This is a genomic window from Enterobacter sp. DTU_2021_1002640_1_SI_PRY_ASU_LCPMC_013 (assembly GCF_032389435.1).
GTDB classification, from domain to species: domain Bacteria; phylum Pseudomonadota; class Gammaproteobacteria; order Enterobacterales; family Enterobacteriaceae; genus Enterobacter; species Enterobacter hormaechei_C.
In genome coordinates, this window is record NZ_CP135594.1 from 3,730,595 (window position 1) to 3,747,083 (window position 16,489).

Annotated in this window: 14 protein-coding genes; 9 read left to right on the plus strand and 5 right to left on the minus strand. The window is 57.3% G+C overall.

What is annotated here, in order from left to right:
* Positions 1 to 7 precede the first annotated feature (7 nt).
* Genes flhB through RS584_RS17855 form a run of 3 tightly spaced genes read left to right on the plus strand, consistent with a single transcriptional unit; the run spans position 8 to position 3,662 of the window.
* Positions 8 to 1,153 carry a flagellar biosynthesis protein FlhB gene (gene flhB / locus RS584_RS17845; protein WP_015571625.1) on the plus strand — a complete coding sequence of 382 codons (1,146 nt, stop codon included), beginning with the start codon at positions 8 to 10 and terminating at the stop codon, positions 1,151 to 1,153.
* Complete coding sequence (gene flhA / locus RS584_RS17850; RefSeq protein ID WP_015571626.1) at positions 1,153 to 3,246, plus strand: flagellar biosynthesis protein FlhA; 2,094 nt, start codon at positions 1,153 to 1,155, stop codon at positions 3,244 to 3,246. The genes flhB and flhA overlap by 1 nt, the downstream gene beginning before the upstream one ends.
* Positions 3,243 to 3,662 carry a flagellar protein FlhE gene (locus RS584_RS17855; RefSeq protein WP_023304283.1) on the plus strand — a complete coding sequence of 140 codons (420 nt, stop codon included), beginning with the start codon at positions 3,243 to 3,245 and terminating at the stop codon, positions 3,660 to 3,662. Before flhA ends, RS584_RS17855 begins: the two co-directional genes overlap by 4 nt.
* Here the strand turns inward: RS584_RS17855 and RS584_RS17860 are convergent.
* The 5 genes from RS584_RS17860 to RS584_RS17880 all read right to left on the minus strand — a co-directional run bounded on the left by RS584_RS17860 (position 3,659) and on the right by RS584_RS17880 (position 9,665).
* On the minus strand, positions 3,659 to 5,029 hold the full coding sequence (locus RS584_RS17860) for an amidase (RefSeq protein WP_315748398.1): 1,371 nt from the start codon (positions 5,027 to 5,029) through the stop codon (positions 3,659 to 3,661). The two genes, RS584_RS17855 and RS584_RS17860, sit on opposite strands and share 4 nt — an antisense overlap.
* A gap of 53 nt (positions 5,030 to 5,082) precedes the next feature.
* Entirely contained in the window at positions 5,083 to 6,378 is a 1,296-nt protein-coding gene (gene hisD / locus RS584_RS17865; protein ID WP_017692810.1) for a histidinol dehydrogenase, read from the minus strand.
* On the minus strand, positions 6,379 to 7,521 hold the full coding sequence (locus RS584_RS17870) for an ester cyclase (RefSeq protein ID WP_033487538.1): 1,143 nt from the start codon (positions 7,519 to 7,521) through the stop codon (positions 6,379 to 6,381).
* A 105-nt stretch (positions 7,522 to 7,626) separates the two neighbouring features.
* The gene (locus RS584_RS17875; RefSeq protein WP_015571630.1) at positions 7,627 to 8,598 is read right to left on the minus strand and encodes a nuclear transport factor 2 family protein; all 972 of its coding nucleotides are present in this window, start codon (positions 8,596 to 8,598) and stop codon (positions 7,627 to 7,629) included.
* Positions 8,595 to 9,665 (minus strand): LacI family DNA-binding transcriptional regulator, encoded by a 1,071-nt coding sequence (locus RS584_RS17880; RefSeq protein WP_003862277.1) that lies wholly within the window; start codon positions 9,663 to 9,665, stop codon positions 8,595 to 8,597. The genes RS584_RS17875 and RS584_RS17880 overlap by 4 nt, the downstream gene beginning before the upstream one ends.
* Positions 9,666 to 9,973: 308 nt before the next feature.
* Here RS584_RS17880 and RS584_RS17885 point away from each other — a divergent pair, with 308 nt between their 5' ends.
* The 6 genes from RS584_RS17885 (at position 9,974) to RS584_RS17910 (ending at position 16,090) form a co-directional block, all read left to right on the plus strand.
* Positions 9,974 to 11,212: an MFS transporter gene (locus RS584_RS17885; RefSeq protein WP_023295299.1), complete on the plus strand. Its 1,239-nt coding sequence runs from the start codon at positions 9,974 to 9,976 to the stop codon at positions 11,210 to 11,212.
* A 75-nt stretch (positions 11,213 to 11,287) separates the two neighbouring features.
* The gene (gene hisD / locus RS584_RS17890; protein ID WP_017692807.1) at positions 11,288 to 12,610 is read left to right on the plus strand and encodes a histidinol dehydrogenase; all 1,323 of its coding nucleotides are present in this window, start codon (positions 11,288 to 11,290) and stop codon (positions 12,608 to 12,610) included.
* 3 nt (positions 12,611 to 12,613) lie between these two features.
* Complete coding sequence (locus RS584_RS17895) at positions 12,614 to 13,378, plus strand: SDR family NAD(P)-dependent oxidoreductase (protein WP_315748399.1); 765 nt, start codon at positions 12,614 to 12,616, stop codon at positions 13,376 to 13,378.
* Between the two features lie 8 nt (positions 13,379 to 13,386).
* Entirely contained in the window at positions 13,387 to 14,130 is a 744-nt protein-coding gene (locus tag RS584_RS17900) for an alpha/beta hydrolase (protein ID WP_315748400.1), read from the plus strand.
* Positions 14,112 to 14,903 (plus strand): HpcH/HpaI aldolase family protein, encoded by a 792-nt coding sequence (locus RS584_RS17905; RefSeq protein WP_023295301.1) that lies wholly within the window; start codon positions 14,112 to 14,114, stop codon positions 14,901 to 14,903. Before RS584_RS17900 ends, RS584_RS17905 begins: the two co-directional genes overlap by 19 nt.
* 11 nt (positions 14,904 to 14,914) lie before the next feature.
* The gene (locus RS584_RS17910; protein ID WP_047729520.1) at positions 14,915 to 16,090 is read left to right on the plus strand and encodes a hypothetical protein; all 1,176 of its coding nucleotides are present in this window, start codon (positions 14,915 to 14,917) and stop codon (positions 16,088 to 16,090) included.
* Positions 16,091 to 16,489 lie beyond the last annotated feature (399 nt).

A 16,489-nucleotide genomic window follows, 5' to 3' on the forward strand; every position in this document is an offset into this window, starting at 1 on the left:
CAACACTATGTCTGAAGAGAGCGAGAGCGACAAAACAGAAGACCCCACACCCCACCGAAAACAGAAAGCGCGGGAGGAAGGTCAGGTTCCGCGTTCGCGCGAGCTGACCACCCTTGCCATGCTTCTGGTGGGCTGGGGGCTTATCGTCGGCGCAGGTAGCCATCTGGCGACGCAGCTTGAATCTATTCTGCACAACGGGCTGACCTTTGATCGACTGCTGATCCGCGACCCGCAGAATATGTTACATCGTGCAGCCTCGCTGTTGAGCATGGCTTTTCTCGCCATTCTGCCCTTCGCCGGCGGGCTGTACGTGACCGCAATAACGGCACCGTCGATTATCGGCGGCCTGAACGCAAGCAGTAAGGCGCTAAAGGTTAATCTTAAAAAACTTAATCCCGTCACCGGTATCAAGCGTCTTTTCTCTGCCCAAATGGTATCAGAGATGATCAAAAGCATCCTCAAGGTGCTGTTGGCCGCCACGGGGGGAGGACTGTTTTTACTGCTCAATAAAAGCAGGTTCATCAATCTAATGTATGAACCGTTGGGCGGCGCGCTAAACGACATCAGCAACCTGCTGATTGGCTGCATGCTGTACGTGATTTTGTCACTGATCCCCATGGTGGCCTTCGACGTGATTTATCAGCTCTGGAGCAACTTTAAGAAGCTGAGAATGAGCCGCCAGGAGATAAAGGATGAATTTAAAAACCAGGAAGGTGACCCGCACATTAAGGGTCGCGTCAGGCAGATTCAGCGCCAGATGGCACAAAGCCGCATGATGGCCGAGGTGCCCACCGCCGATGTGGTCGTCAACAACCCGACCCACTATTCCGTGGCGCTGAAGTACCAGGAAGGCACCATGGGCGCACCGATCGTCGTCGCAAGCGGCAGTGGACTTATTGCCCTGCGCATCCGCGAGATGGCTGAAGAAAATCGGGTTCCGATGCTGGAAGCGCCACCGCTGGCGCGTGCGCTTTACCGGCACTGCGAGCCGGGTCAGCCGGTGCCCGGTGAATTATATAACGCTGTTGCCGAAGTCCTGGCCTGGGTATATAGCCTGCGCCGGTGGCGTAAAGGCTTTGGCTTGCGCCCAACAGAACCTAAAGATTTGCCGGTTCCCCCGGCGCTCGATTTTGCACAAGAGAGTAAAGAGTAATGGCTAATATCGCCACCAAATTACGTTTGCCCGGCATCAAGGAGACCCAGTGGCAGGTACTGGCCGGTCCAGTCCTGATCATGACGATCCTTGCGATGATGATCCTGCCGCTGCCAACCTTCGTGTTGGACTTGCTGTTTACCTTTAATATTGTACTGGCGATCATGATCCTTCTGGTCGCCATGTTTACCCAGAATACGCTGGAGTTTTCCGCCTTCCCGACGGTACTGCTCTTCTCAACGCTGCTTCGCCTGGCGCTAAACGTCGCCTCAACGCGCGTTATCCTGATGCACGGCCATAACGGCGCTGACGCCGCGGGCCAGGTCATCGAAGCGTTCGGCCACTTCCTGGTAGGCGGCAACTTTGCCATCGGCATTGTCGTTTTTATCATATTGATAATTATAAACTTTATGGTCATCACCAAGGGGGCCGGGCGTATTGCAGAAGTGGGCGCCCGCTTTACCCTTGACGGTATGCCCGGTAAACAAATGGCAATCGATGCCGACCTGAACGCCGGTCTGATCGGCGAGGAGGAGGCCAAACGCCGTCGAAAAGAGGTGACTCAGGAGGCAGATTTTTACGGCTCCATGGACGGTGCGAGCAAATTTGTGCGTGGCGATGCCATCGCAGGCCTGCTGATCATGGCAATAAACATTATCGGTGGCCTGATTATCGGCGTAATGCAGCATGATATGACCCTCAGCGCAGCGGGAGAAGCCTACACGCTGTTGACCATCGGTGATGGCCTGGTTGCGCAGATCCCTGGTCTTGTGATCTCCACCGCGGCAGGTGTCGTTGTAACGCGTGTGGTCAACGAGCAGGACGTAGGCGAGCAGATGGTCGGCCAGCTGTTTACCTCGCCTCGCGTGCTTGCCCTCTCTGCGGCCGTAATTGGTTTGCTGGGGCTAATCCCAGGCATGCCCAATCTGGTCTTTTTACTCTTTACCTCCTCACTATTAGGGATTGCATGGTGGTTGCGGGGCCAGGAAGGTAAGGCGAAAAAAACGGGCGCCGCCCCCTCCGCCCCTACCCGAGCTGAAGCCGACGTGGCGCAGGTTAATGAAGCGACATGGTCTGACGTGCAGATGGAAGATGTACTGGGGCTGGAGGTTGGCTATCGACTGATCCCTATGGTCGATCATGAACAGCAGGGCCAGCTGTTAACCCGCGTACGGGGTATTCGTAAGAAGTTCGCGCAGCAGATGGGCTTTCTGCCGCCAGCAGTTCACATTCGCGATAATCTCGACCTGCCGCCGACTCACTATCGTATTCTGCTAAAAGGGGTGACGATTGGTAAAGGCGAGGTCCAGCCCGATCGCTGGATGGCGATCGATCCAGGCTGTGCAGAGGGAGAAGTGCCCGGTACGCCCTGTAAAGAACCAACCTTTGGACTTCCCGCTCTATGGATCGATGAAGTCCATCGCGAGCTGGCGCAGACGCTGGGCTATACCGTAGTCGATCCGTGTTCCGTCGTCGCTACGCACCTGAACCACCTTATCAGCACCCACACGGACGAACTTTTCGGTCGCCAGGAGGCGCAGCAGCTGCTTGACCAGCTCACCAAACAGTCGCCGAAGCTGATAGAGGATTTGATCCCGGGGGTAATCAGCCTGACCACGCTGCACAAAGTACTGCAAAATCTGCTCTCCGAGCGCGTGCCGATCCGCGATATGCGGACCATCATCGACACGCTGGCTGAGTATGCCACTCCTCAGTCTGACGCTGACGAGCTGACGGCCCGCGTGCGCGCTCGCCTCTCCCGGGCGATTACGCAGCAGTGGTTCCCTGGCGACGACGATATCCAAATAATCGGCCTTGATATGTCACTTGAGCAGTTGCTGGTACAGGCAACCCAGAGCGGAAGCGCTATCGAGCCGGGAATTGCCGAGAATTTAATGAAACAGACCGAGCAGGCGTTGCAGCATCAGGAAGCGCTGGGTGCGCCGCCGGTTCTGCTGGTGAACCCGGCGCTGCGTTTGATGCTGTCCCGCTATCTTCGTCGCATCTTCCCTCAGCTTGCAGTGCTCTCCAGCCAGGAGATAAACACTCAGCGCAACGTGAGAATGACGTATCTCATTGGAGGTAAATCGTGATAAGAGCCGCCTTGCTTGTTCTGCTGCTTGCGCCACCGGCGTTTGCTGCGGACGGTTCATGGAGCAGCCATAGTTTTGGCGGCACGCTGTCGCGCGGCAAGCAGGTACTGAAAAGTCGTCCAGTTCAGCCCGCCGCGCCCCTTCCGAAAGGGGTTACGCCGACGCATCTGCTGTGGAAGATTACACCGGACGGCCCCACGCCGCCGGGCTTTCGCATTCGCGTCTGTAACAACCTGCGCTGTCTGATGCTCAGGGAACTGGCGGGCGAAATCCCGTTGCCAGCGGGTTTCCCGGCCGCGGGCCCCTTTCGCTTTGAGTATCAGTCGGTAGCGCGCGGCGAAATGACGCCGCCGCTGACAATACTGAAAAATGAAATCACAATAAGGTATCGCGGCAAGGGGCCATCGGCGCCTTAAGAGAGGTTCTGACAAACGGTACCGCTCTGGCGATATCCTGCCTTAAACCTCAGCACCTCATTTATCCCGCCCAGCGCCCCCTCACACGCCAGCGCCAGCGTCATCAGCATCGTCTCATCCTCCTGCGCCGATAACATCTCCATCCCTACCGGCAGCCCGATACGGCTTACGCCACAGGGCAACGTAATGGCAGGCAGGCCGCTGATGGCGGCCAGTTCCGGCGCGCAGCCTGGCGGCATCTTCGCCATACTTTCTGGTAATCGTTGTACGGTGGGATACACAAATCCGTCGATGCGCTGCACCTCCGCCACCTGGCAAAGGTTCTGCCGCAACAGGCGCTGAAAGCGACGCCCCGCCAGCCAGAGCGGGGTTTTCAGCGTGTTACTCGCCAGCATCTGACGTAGAAACGGCGCAAACTCTGGCAGGAAAGCGCCGGAGTCCACAATGCTTGTCAGTCCGGAGGGAGCGCCAGGCTGTTTGCTAAGCCAGTCGTCAATCGCCACGCGAAATTCATACAGACTGAGGCAGGTGGCCTGCCTCACCTCTTCAAGGAGGGGGAGTGAAACCTCCACCAGCGTCGCTCCGGCACGGCGCAACGTGTGCAGCGCCGACTGCCAGACCTCCAGCTGTACCTCATCCTCTCCCTGTAACGCGGTCACCACGCCAAAGCGAACGCCTTTCAGCGAACGCACAGGAAGCGCAACCGGCGGCAGGCCATGGATCACCGCATGCAGCAAGGCGGCATCCTCAACGCTATGTACCATTGGCCCAACGGTATCTTTGCTGGGCGAGAGCGGCGCCACGCCGTCCAGCTGTGAACGGCGAAAGGCAGGCCGTAGCCCCACCAGCCCGGTATAGCTACAGGGAATGCGGATAGAGCCGCCGGTATCGGTACCCAATGCGCCATCCGCCATTCCAGCCGCCACCGCCGCGGCGCATCCTCCGCTGGAACCTCCGGCGGTGAGTGTCGGGCAAAGTGGATTCGCCACATCACCCCCCAGCGAGCTACGCGAGCGCACATCGAACGCGAACTCGGACATATTGGCCCTGGCAAGAATAATCGCCCCCGCTCTGCGCAATCGCTGCACGACCCGAGCATCCGCTGTCGCGTTAAGTGAGGCCAGCGCACGGCAGCCAAGGGTGATCGGCATCGGCGCGCAGGCAATATTATCTTTGACGATCAGCGGCACGCCGTGCAGGGGGCCGATCGGCTCTCCACGCCGACGCTGCTGCTGATGCTGTTCCGCCTGAGACATGGCGTCAGGGTTAACCCCGAGGATCGCGTTGAGCGCCCGGTGCTGCTGTATGACGTCGAGACGGCGGGCAATTTCCTCCGGACAGTCGTCTGGCAGTATCAGGCGCTTCATAGTCTCAGGCTCCCCGTGCTGAAAACCGGGCAGAAGGCTGCCCGGGATACGTTTTAGTCCCGCATGCCGGTAGTAATGGCATCAATGTCCTGCGGACGCAGACGAATTTCCGCCGCCCGTCGGTGCCCCTGCATCCCCTCGGTACGGCTCTGGCGGATCGCCGGTTCTGCGATTGCCGGGATACCCTGCTCGTCAATCCACTGATGGGTACAGATTTTGACGTATGCCCCTACCCACAGACCGCCGGTATAGCGTGCCGCCGCCATCGTCGGTAACGTATGGTTGGTGCCGCAGCATTTATCGGAGAACACCACGCTGGCGTTCTGACCAATAAACAGCGAGCCATAGTTGCGGATCTTCGCTGCCGTCGCGTGCGGATCGCGGGTATGCACCTGCAAATGCTCCGTCGCCATATGGTCAGCAAACGCAATCAGCTGCGCTTCATCTTCGCAGAGCACAATTTCACCCTGCCGACGCCACGCCTCGCCCGCCGTGGCGGCCGTTGGCAGAGTCGCAAGCTGACGCTCAACCTCCGCCAGGGTACGCTCAGCGATATCCCGGCTGGTTGTCGCCAGCCCGACGCGGGTATGAATATCGTGCTCTGCCTGCGCCAGCATATCGGCGGCCAGAATGCGCGGATCGGCGCTGTCGTCGGCGATAGTGAAAATCTCGCTCGGCCCGGCGAGGGCATCAATGCCGACTCGACCAAACACCTGGCGTTTCGCTTCGTTAACGAAGGCGTTGCCTGGCCCAACGATTTTGTCCACCGACGGAATGCTCTCCGTTCCCCAGGCCATAGCCGCAATGGCCTGCGCGCCGCCAACTTTGAAAATGCGGTGCGCGCCCGCCAGATGGCAAACGGCAATCATCGCCGGATGGGCGCCCGGGGGCAGACAGGCGATAATCTGTTCACAGCCCGCCACCGTCGCAGGAACAATCGACATCACGGGTGCGGAGAGAATCGGATACCGCCCGCCCGGCACGTAGCAGCCCACCGTCTGCACCGGGATGATCCGGTGACCGAGATGCACGCCAGGCAGCGTCTCTACCTCCAGCGGCAGCATGGTCGCCAGCTGCGCCTGCGCAAAACGACGCACCTGATTAATGGCAAACTCACTGTCGCGGCGCGTCTGGGCATCCATCCCCTCCAGTGCTTCGGCAATCTCCTGCTCGCTCACCTCAAACTGCGCCGGTACGACATGATCAAACTGCTGCGAAAAGGCTCTTAGCGCTGTATCGCCCTCGGTTTTCACGCGCTCGATAATGGCGCTGACCTTCTCCGTCAGGGAACGATCGGCCTGCGCATCCTGCCCCTGCGGGCGCTTAATCCAGCTCACCTGATTTAACATTTACGCGTCCTCCATCTGGCCGAGTTTGATCTGCGCCAGCAGCGCCAGATGGTCATAAACCACCCACTCATCAACAATTTTTCCGTTGACGATGTGGTAGTGCGACATGCCCATCACGAACAGTCGTTCTCCGGTCGGCTTGCCGAGTTCACCGTAACCCAGGTGATGTCCTTCGATAATCCAGCGTACGGCCACTTTGACGCCGCCTTCATCGCACGGGTTGGAACAAATATGCTGCGGCAGCCACGCGCCGTCAGGGATCATCCCCACCAGCGCCAGCGTCTGATGGGTTACCGCCGCGGTGCCGTACAGCTCTTTCATCAGCGGACCGTGCCACTGTACGTTAGGCGCATACACTTCTTTGATCTTGCCAAACATCCGGCGGTTGTAGATCTCATGCAGCCAGCGCAGGCACTGCTCCTCCGTATCGGTGTGCGCAATGGAAACATCGCACTCCATCTCCGGCGGATATTGCCCCAGCATGCGGCCGTTTTCGCCGATGTCCATCACGCGGAAGCCTTTATCGAACTGCTCCTTTGCCATATTAAATGCGATTTGATCGGTATTCAGGCCAAGCTGTTTCATCAGTGACATATTGTCGCTGACTACCCACTCCCGATAAATTTTATTCTCGTGGATCATGCAATCCGCCACGGTACGCGTCACAAACGTACGGTTCGTCGGTTTGCCTAAATGGCTGTACTGTGTATGCCGCCCGCTTCCCGTCACCAGGTGAGAGGTATAAAAACCGTCAACATCATTTCCGTTCCAGATCACCTGGGTTGCCATTCCGCGCCGTTCCGGGAAGGCAATTAAGCGTTGCAGCGTATCCTGCACCACCTGTTCGCGGTTATAGAGTGTCCCCAGCGCGTTATACAGCACGCAGTTATGGGTATAGTGAGAATAAATTAAGCCAACATCGCGCTCGTCCCATATTTTATGGGTGCAGCGAACGATATAATCGACAATATCGGTATAGCAGTCATCAAAGCCGCGTAATGATTGCACGCGCGGTCTTTTTTCCGGTACCAGATCGACAAAATCACGACGCTCCACCTGTAATACAGGTTCCTCTTTCAGCGATTTCACGCTGCTTTTTTCGGGTACGGCTGGTGCTTTATTTGTTGCTTCGGTGGAAGACATATAAACTCCTGCTCTGTTTTCAGACAATAAGAACCCGCACCCGTAAGTGAGGGTGAATTAAACACGGTTATTTTTTGCAGCCGGAATAAGGGGGCTGCCGCCCCATTAATTAAATATTTGCGACCAAATCGCTAATTCATCGATCCCCAGATATTCACGGAAAATTAAACCATCACGTAATTCAAGCTGGCTGATACCGGTAATTGATATGGGTTTACGGGTCGGCGCACCAAATTTGCCGTAACCGTCATGCCAGGTTAACAACGACCAGCGCAATGAAAGTCGAATCGGCTCATTAGGATCTTTACGCACAATCAGGTGATGAAGCTGCGTTTCGCTGTCGGCAAATGAAGCGCGATAGCCGGAAAGCTGTGCGCCAATTTCCTGTTCGCCGGTGCAGAGGCAGTGCCCCGGCGCGTACAGCGTCGCCGCCGGGTGATAGAGACCGGGCACCACGCCGCTGTTACCGCCCGCCCACATCGTTAAGTAGCGCTCAACGACCCCGGCCAGCGCCCCTTCAACGTCGTCGCCCTCAGGCCCACCCGCCCAGCGGGCGTCAAGCGTCTCAGCAGACACAGATTCCAGCCCAAGCTGCTGGCGCATGGTCGCCAGGTTAAAAGCAAAGTCGCGGACATCCAGCCCCAGTTGCGCCACAATCGCGGCACGATCCTGAAGCAGCCACTCCTGGCGTACGGCACCATCAACACAGATGCGATCGGCCCAGGTGCGGACCCAGACATTTTTCCCGGTCGGCGGGCCAAAAAATCCCTCCCCCTGGTGCTGAATGCGGGCTACGGTACGCTGCGCCGCATAGTACTCGTCCCCCGGGTTCTGGCTGCACAGAATATCCTCCGTCAGCACCGCTCGCTGCGGGAAGCTGTGCATCGCCTCAAGCGTCAGGCGCATAAACTGGGAAAGCTCATGCAGCTGTTTTTCGGGGGTAGTGAAAACCACCGGCGTGGCGTAAAAATCTGCCAGCTGGCCGATATCTTTCTGCTCCCACACCACGTGCGTCAGCGTCAAAATGAACTGCTGGATAGAGTCGAATTGAGGGCTGAAGCCCCGCAATCTGGTCATGTGCGCTCCTTAGACTGGAATAGCGTTAAACCATTGGTTTCGATAACGCCGCTGCGTGGGCGACGCGCCGAGTGGCGTATCACCAGCGTACCGGGCACCGTAATCTGTTCAGGCTCTATGGTTCCGCTGTCAATTTGCTTCATTAACAGTTCCACCGTGGCATCCACCATCGCGCCGACCGGCTGCGACGCCGAGGTCAACGCATAAGAGGGCCAGCCGGAAGGGCCGATGTCGTCATACCCGACAACGGAGACCTCCTCCGGAATGCGCAAACCAAACTCATAGCGCGCCACATCCATTACCGTGACGGCCATATGATCGTTGGCGACAAAGACCGCATCCGGCGCTGGCGACGTCGAAAACAGGGTATAGGCTGCCCGGGTGGTTTGCTGAGCGTCGTAATTCCCGTGCACCACCCGGACATCGGTGATGCCATGTTCTTCCAGCGTGGAAATGAACCCGCGCTGGCGGGCGATATTGACCGGGGAATCGGCCACGCCGCCCACGTAGGCAAAACGCTTGTGCTCCCCCGCCAGCAGAAACTCGGCAATCTGCCGCGCGGCCGCTTCGTTATTACTGTTGACGCTGGAGGCCATGCCACTCTCTTCGCTGCGGTTAAAGAGCACTACCGGGATCCCGGCGGCAAGGCACTCCTCGGATAACTCCAGCGACAGCGTCACCGAGGCCAGCACAATGCCATCCACCCGGTACTGCATAATCTGGTCAAAAATACGGTCTACGTTACCTTCCCGGTCGCCAACGAACAGCAGCAGGTGATAGTTCAGCGTATCCAGCTTTTGCGCCAGCGCCTCCAGCACCTGCGAGTAAAAGGGGTTATCAAAGTAAGAAATGACGACACCGATAATGCGCGAACGAGCCGTGTTGAGCGAACGGGCGATCGCATTCGGGCGATAGCCCAGCTCGCGCGCTGCCTTCAGCACTTTTTCACGCGTTGCCGGTGAAATGCTGGCCCCCGGCGTGAACGTTCGCGAAACCGCAGATTGCGATACCCCCGCCAGCTGAGCGACCTGTTGGGATGTGACTGCTGCAAAAGTCTTACGTTTCATTACCCCTGATTCCTTATCAACGTCCTGCCCATTTGCGCGTGCTTCAAACGCCTCAGCAAGTGGGTGTTTTTTATACTTACACCACCTTTGCATGCGTATGCAACACAAAAAATTAAAATTCTCACAACAAGATCGAGATCACTTTACAAATGTGAAACCTTTTCGTAACTTCAAATCTTGAATACGTATGCAAAGAGTTTTCATACCGTCAATGGTACCGGAGAGAACAGGAGTCGCCCAAAGGATTGAACCGGTAAACGTCGTCCCTGACTGGTTATAACCCATTAATTCTTAAGAGGTTCAAAACCATGTTTCAAGCACTGTTACGCCGTCGGGAAGCCCGGCTCTTTTTCATCATCAGCATCCTGTTCTTTATCTGCATTCATAGCATTGATGCATTCCTGGCCCCCATGATGATCAACCAGGGCATTGAGCCACAGATCATGGGCATCATCATGGGCGCGTCCGGTCTGGCAACCCTTCTGATACGCTTCCCGTTAGGCATTATTTCCGACGTGGTTAAAAGCCGCAGGATCTTCATCCAGATTGGCCTGCTGCTGCCAATTATCGCCTGGCCGATTGCCTGGCTTGAACCCAACGCCATTACGCTGTATCTGGCGAAAGCGGCAGACGGTGTCACGGCGGCGACCTGGGTGCTGTACAACATCCTGTTCATGCGTTACTTCGGTCGCAACGAAGCGCCTGCCGCCGTCGCGCTGCTGGCGCTGGCAGGGCCCATCGGCGTGTTTCTCGGTAACTGTATTGGCGCGGTGCTGATTCACTATTTCGCCAATAACATCGCCTTTTTTGTCTCCTGCATCTCCGCCCTGGTGGCGTTATTCCTGACGACCCGCATTCAGGACGTGCACGACCCGGTTCAGGCCCCCACGCTTAAAGCCTGCATTACCGGCGCGCGCCAGCAGCTGGCCGACCGTTCCGTCTGGCTGATTGGCATCCTGGCGACCGTCGTCATTCTGGTGCCCTTCGCCACCCGCGACACGCTGACGCCGGTCTATGCCGAGCAGCTTGGCGCCCGGGCAGGGATCCTCGCGCTGCTGGGTAACATTCACCTTCTTTTTTACGGGCTGGCCATCGCCCTGTGCAGCTCGGTGTTTTATCAGCGCCTTGGGCTGGTAAAAACCGCCGTGCTCGGCATCGTTTTACAGGTGATCTCCACTTTCGGCATTCCCTTTACCAGCAATATCTATGTGATTTACCTGTGGCAGGCGCTGGCGGGGTTCTCGTTCGGTATGGCCTTTGCCGCATTCATGTCGCTCAGCGTAGTGAATACCTCGTCTGATGAACAATCCACGCGAATGGGACTATTCCAGACCATTTATTCCTGCGGCATGTTTGTCGGGCCGGTAATGATGGGCGTAATGATGCAACATATTAACCTGTCGTCCGGTTATATATTGATTGCCGCCCTTTCCGTTGTGGCCGCTATTGCCACGCCGCTGTCCGCTCGATGGGTATATGCCCGTAAAACGCAAACCTCAGCCCAATTATTAAAAAACGGTGCGTACGCTGCCGCGCCGGATCAATAACCCTTTCTGAAGTAAACACCCTTTCCCGGCTCGCCGGGAGGACAACTGACATCTGAAAAAGGTAAGGAGAAGCGAGTGTCCTGGAAATTAAAAACCGGTAAATCTACCGAAGAGCGCCAGCAAGCCAACCAGCAAATAAGAGAAACGGTTGAACAAATACTTGCGGATATTGAAAAACGCGGAAATAAAGCCATTCGCGAATTATCCATTAAATTCGATCGTTATGACCGTCAGGATTATCGTCTGACGTCCGCGGAGATTGACCGCTGCATAAAACAGTTAAGCCGCCAGGATATTCAGGATATTGAATTTGCCCAACAGCAGGTGGCGAATTTTGCCCGCGCGCAGAAAGAATGTCTGCGGGACCTGGAAATTGAAACGCGTCCCGGGGTGATCCTCGGACATAAAAATATTCCGATTAACGCCGTAGGATGTTACGTGCCTGGCGGAAAATATCCCCTGCTCGCCTCCGCGCACATGTCGATCATCACTGCCAGCGTGGCGGGGTGTTCAAGAATCATCAGCTGTGCCCCACCGTTTAACGGTCAGCCCGCCCCGGCGATTGTCGCGGCGCAAAAAATGGCTGGCGCAACGGAAATCTATGCCCTTGGCGGCATTCAGGCGATAGGCGCCATGGCGCTGGGCACGGACTCGCTGGCACCGGTCGACATGCTGGTCGGGCCCGGTAACGCCTTCGTCGCGGAGGCCAAACGCCAGCTGTTCGGCCGGGTAGGTATCGATCTGTTTGCCGGTCCGACGGAAACGCTGGTGATTGCCGATGACACTGTTGACGCGGAAATGTGCGCCACGGATCTGCTGGGCCAGGCCGAACACGGCGTCACCACCCCTGCCATCCTGCTGACGAACTCGCTTCAACTTGCCAAAGAGACGCTCAGCGAAGTGGAACGGCTGCTGGAAAAGCTCCCTACCGCCGACATTGCCCGCCAGTCGTGGCAGGACTACGGGGAAATCATCGTCTGCGACAGCCACGAAGAGATGCTGCTGGAGGCAGATCGTATCGCTTCCGAACATGTTCAGGTGATGACCGACCGGGACGACTGGTTCCTGGCTAACCTGACCAATTACGGCGCGCTGTTCCTTGGACCGCGTACTAACGTGGCCTACGGCGATAAGGTGATCGGCACCAACCACACCCTGCCCACGCAGAAAGCCGCACGTTATACCGGCGGCCTGTGGGTGGGCAAGTTCATGAAAACCTGCACCTTCCAGAAAGTCCTCAGCGACGAAGCCACCGCCGAAATCGGCAGCTATTGTTCCCGTCTGTCGCTGCTGGAAGGGTTCGCCGGACATGCCGAACAGGCCAATATTCGCGTGCGCCGTTATGGCCAGACGGAAGTTCCCTACGCCACACCGGCCCCGGTCAGGGAAAAGGTGTAAGCCATGACGCTTTTGCAAACGCCCTCTTTCACCCTGCACGGCAAACGCGCGCTGGTGACCGGCGGGTCAAGAGGGATTGGCTTCGCCGCCGCCGTCGCCCTCGCACAGGCGGGAGCAGAGGTATGGATCGCCGCCCGGGGCCGCGAGGCGCTGGCGCATGCCACAGGTCTGGCAGCGGAACACAGTCTCGCATTTCACCCGCTGGAACTGGATATTACCGACACTCAGGAGGTGGCGCGTGTGCTGGCGACGTTGCCCACGCCCGACATTCTGGTGAACAGTGCCGGGCTGGCCCGCCACCAGCCGTTTCTTGAGGTGAACGAGGAAAATTTCGATGCGGTGATGGCGCTTAACCTGCGCGCCACCTTTTTTATCAGCCAGCATGTGGCGCGCAGAATGCGGGCGGACGGTAAGGGGGGATCGATTATTCACATCTCATCGCAAATGGGACACGTTGGTGGCCCCGAGCGTAGCGTGTACTGTGCCTCCAAATTCGCGCTTGAAGGGTTAACCCGAACGATGGCGCTGGAGCTGGGCGATGCGGGGATCCGTGTCAATACGCTGTGCCCGACCTTCATTGAAACCGACCTGACGCGTTCGTCGCTCGCCGACCCGGCATTTCGCCGCTATGTGCTGGACAACATCAAACTGCGCCGGCCAGGCAGGCTGGAGGACATTATGGGGCCGGTGGTGTTCCTCGCCTCTGAGGCCGCCGGGCTGATCACCGACAGCGCCCTGATGGTTGACGGCGGCTGGACGGCTACGTGAGGGATGCAATGGAATATCCGCTACTAGACAATACCGATCTGCCGCTGGTGCTGCTTGGCGGCACGCTCTGTAACGCCCGGCTCTGGCAGCCCGTCATTGAACGGCTGAACGTCTCAGCGGTGCTGTGCATCACGCTGACGGGCGCAGAGTCCGCGCCGCAGGCGTCACGGCGGTTATTAAAGGTTCTGCCGCCGCACTTTCTGCTGGCAGGCTTTTCGCTCGGCGCGATTGTCGCGCTGCAAATGGCCGCCGACGCGCCAGAAAGAGTGAACGGGCTGACGCTGATTTCCGTTAATCCGTTGCCCGTTGCGCCAGACACCCTTGCTTCACGCCGGGAAGCGGTACACACCGCACAGGCGCGGGGCCTGGCCGACTGGCTGGTCTCGTCGCTGTGGCAGAGCTATGTCGCCCCGTCACGTCTGTCCGATCGGATCCTGCAAGAGACTATTTGCCGAATGGCGCAAGAGTGCGGCATTGAGACCTTTGCGGAGCAAACGGAAATGGCCATTCACCGGCAGGACAACCGGGCTGCGTTTAACGCCCTCTCCTGCCCCACATTACTTCTAAACGGCGCGCAGGACGTTATCTGCACGCCCCATCATCATCAGCTACTGGCAGCAGGCAACGCGAACGTGACCGGGCATACGGTGGAGGCTGGCGGGCATTTTATTCCGCTGGAAACCCCGGATGAGATCGCGCCGCTGCTGCGTCAGTGGATAACGGAGTGCATACAGTGCGCAAAAACAGTTTAAAGACCGCATTTCTGGAAAATACCCCGATCGTTAACGGCTGGCTGGCGATCCCGTCCGGGTATAGCGCGGAAATTATGGGCCATCAGGGTTACGACGCCGTCACCGTCGATTTGCAGCACGGCATGATTGATTTTGCCAGCGCGTTGTCGATGCTACAGGCGCTATCGAGCACGCCTGCCGTGCCGCTGGTGAGGGTGGCAGATAACGATCCGGCGCAAATCATGCGCGTATTAGACGCCGGCGCGTATGGCGTAATCTGTCCAATGATCTCCAGCGCGGAACAGGCTCGCCGTTTTGTCGCTGCCTGTCGCTATCCACCGCTGGGTGTTCGCTCCTTTGGTCCGGCCAGAGGTCTACTCTACGGCGGCAGTGATTATCCACAGCACGCTAACGACGAGATCCTGACGCTGGCAATGATCGAAACCCGCGAAGGGCTGGCGGATCTTGACGCCATCCTTGATACCGAAGGACTGGACGGTGTGTTTATTGGCCCCAACGATCTCTCGCTGACGCTGACCGGCAGCGCCAGCGCCGAATCCCAACATCCCGAAATGCTTGCTGCTATTGAGCGGGTGATTCACTGCTGCCGCCAGCAGCAGAAGATTGCCGGTATTTTCTGCACTTCCGGCGCGGCCGCCGCAGCGCGTATTGCGCAGGGTTTCCAGTTTGTTACCCCAGCAAACGACGTTATGCAGCTGGGTCGCGCCTCACGTGAAGCAATTGCTCTCGCCCGCGGCAACGCCATCCCTACCACCGGTGCATCCGGTTATTAAAAGGAGAAATGATGAAAACTATCCATCTTAGCCAGAGCCAGGCACGAACACGGTTAATCGCCCCCGACGATATGGTTTCCTGCAATCTTGCTTTTATTGATTGCAAGCTGCCCGGTTCGCATCTCAAACAAAACTATTCCTTCATCGGCCCGGGTGTAACTCAGTCCAGCGAGCAGATTGTTAATATCCCCGAGCCGCACGGCTTTAACATTGGCGCGGCGGCTATGCCGAAAGGGGTAACCAATAACCTGCATCTGCATTTCACCGCAGAAGTGTTCCTGATCCATGAAGGGACATGGCGTTTTCGCTGGGGCGCCAACGGCGAGCATGAAGCTGAATTTAGCGCGCCCACCATCCTCTCAATACCGACCTGGATCTTCCGCGGTTTCACCAACGTCAGTAAAGAAGATACCTGCGGCATGGTATTTACCGTGCTCGGCGGGGACAACACGGGCGGCATCATCTGGCACCCGTCAGTGCTGGCGGCCGCCAGCGAGTACGGTATGTATCTCAGCAAGGATAATATGCTGATTGCGCAGGAGGCAGGTGAGCCAACGCCCGATCCCGCCACGCTGCTGACGCCGCTGTCAGAGGAATATATTGCCGGTCTGCGTGACTACAGCGTTGAGGAGATGCGCCAGCGTGCGGTAACCGGCGATGATCGCTGCTGGTCAGCGCAGGGACTGCTGGACTCGGTGCTGCCGGGACACGGCGGCGAAATTGCGCCGGTTATCGGTTTCGGCATTTCACAGGATCGGGATTCCGCTCCCGCTATCCTGAGCCCGCACGGTTTTTCCGTCGAATGGCTGCGGCTTGCTGACGACCACATTGTCGGTCGCCATCTCTGCCCGGATATTCAGGTGATCATGGTCTTTAAAGGCCAGCTGGAGGTGACCTGGAACGAGGCGGGTAAGGAAGTCAGCATTATCGCCCCGGAACGTTCGGTGATCTCCATTCCGGCAAACAGCTGGCGCCGCTACCGCGCGGTTGATGGCAATGTGGAGTTTATTCTGACGACCCGGGGCGATCAGCGTAAGCGCCTGTACTGGGACGAAGCGATCCTGCACCAGGCGAGAGAACACAATCGCTGTCTCGATCCTGATGGCTACGTGGCGGATGCCGACATCCTGCCAGCCACGGCCCGTCGGGCCGGAGAAAAAGTAGAAAAAGTGCCAGCAGCCAACTGATTTTTACGGCTAAGTGGCGCAAAATAGGGGGGCAGGGATCGCCTGCACCATCATCAATAATGATGCACATAAAACGGATTGCATGATAAACATGGATGGAAAATCAAATGTACAGACCCATAGTCGTTATCCTCTTTATTCTTCTGACGCTCGCCGCACTGATTGAAATGGGGATTATCTCTTTCGGCTAAACCTCCCCCCTCAGAAAGGCCACATTTGCGGCCTTTTTATTTATGAAATATGTGAAGTCGACAGTTTATTTTTATGCGTAGCAGAATACAAACCCGAACCGAAAATATATTTTATTAATGCGATTCTTTGAAATATATCATACAGCAGATGATTTACGCTAACTTAAATAATAATTAAGCAGCCATTAATACTCTCTGAAATTATAAA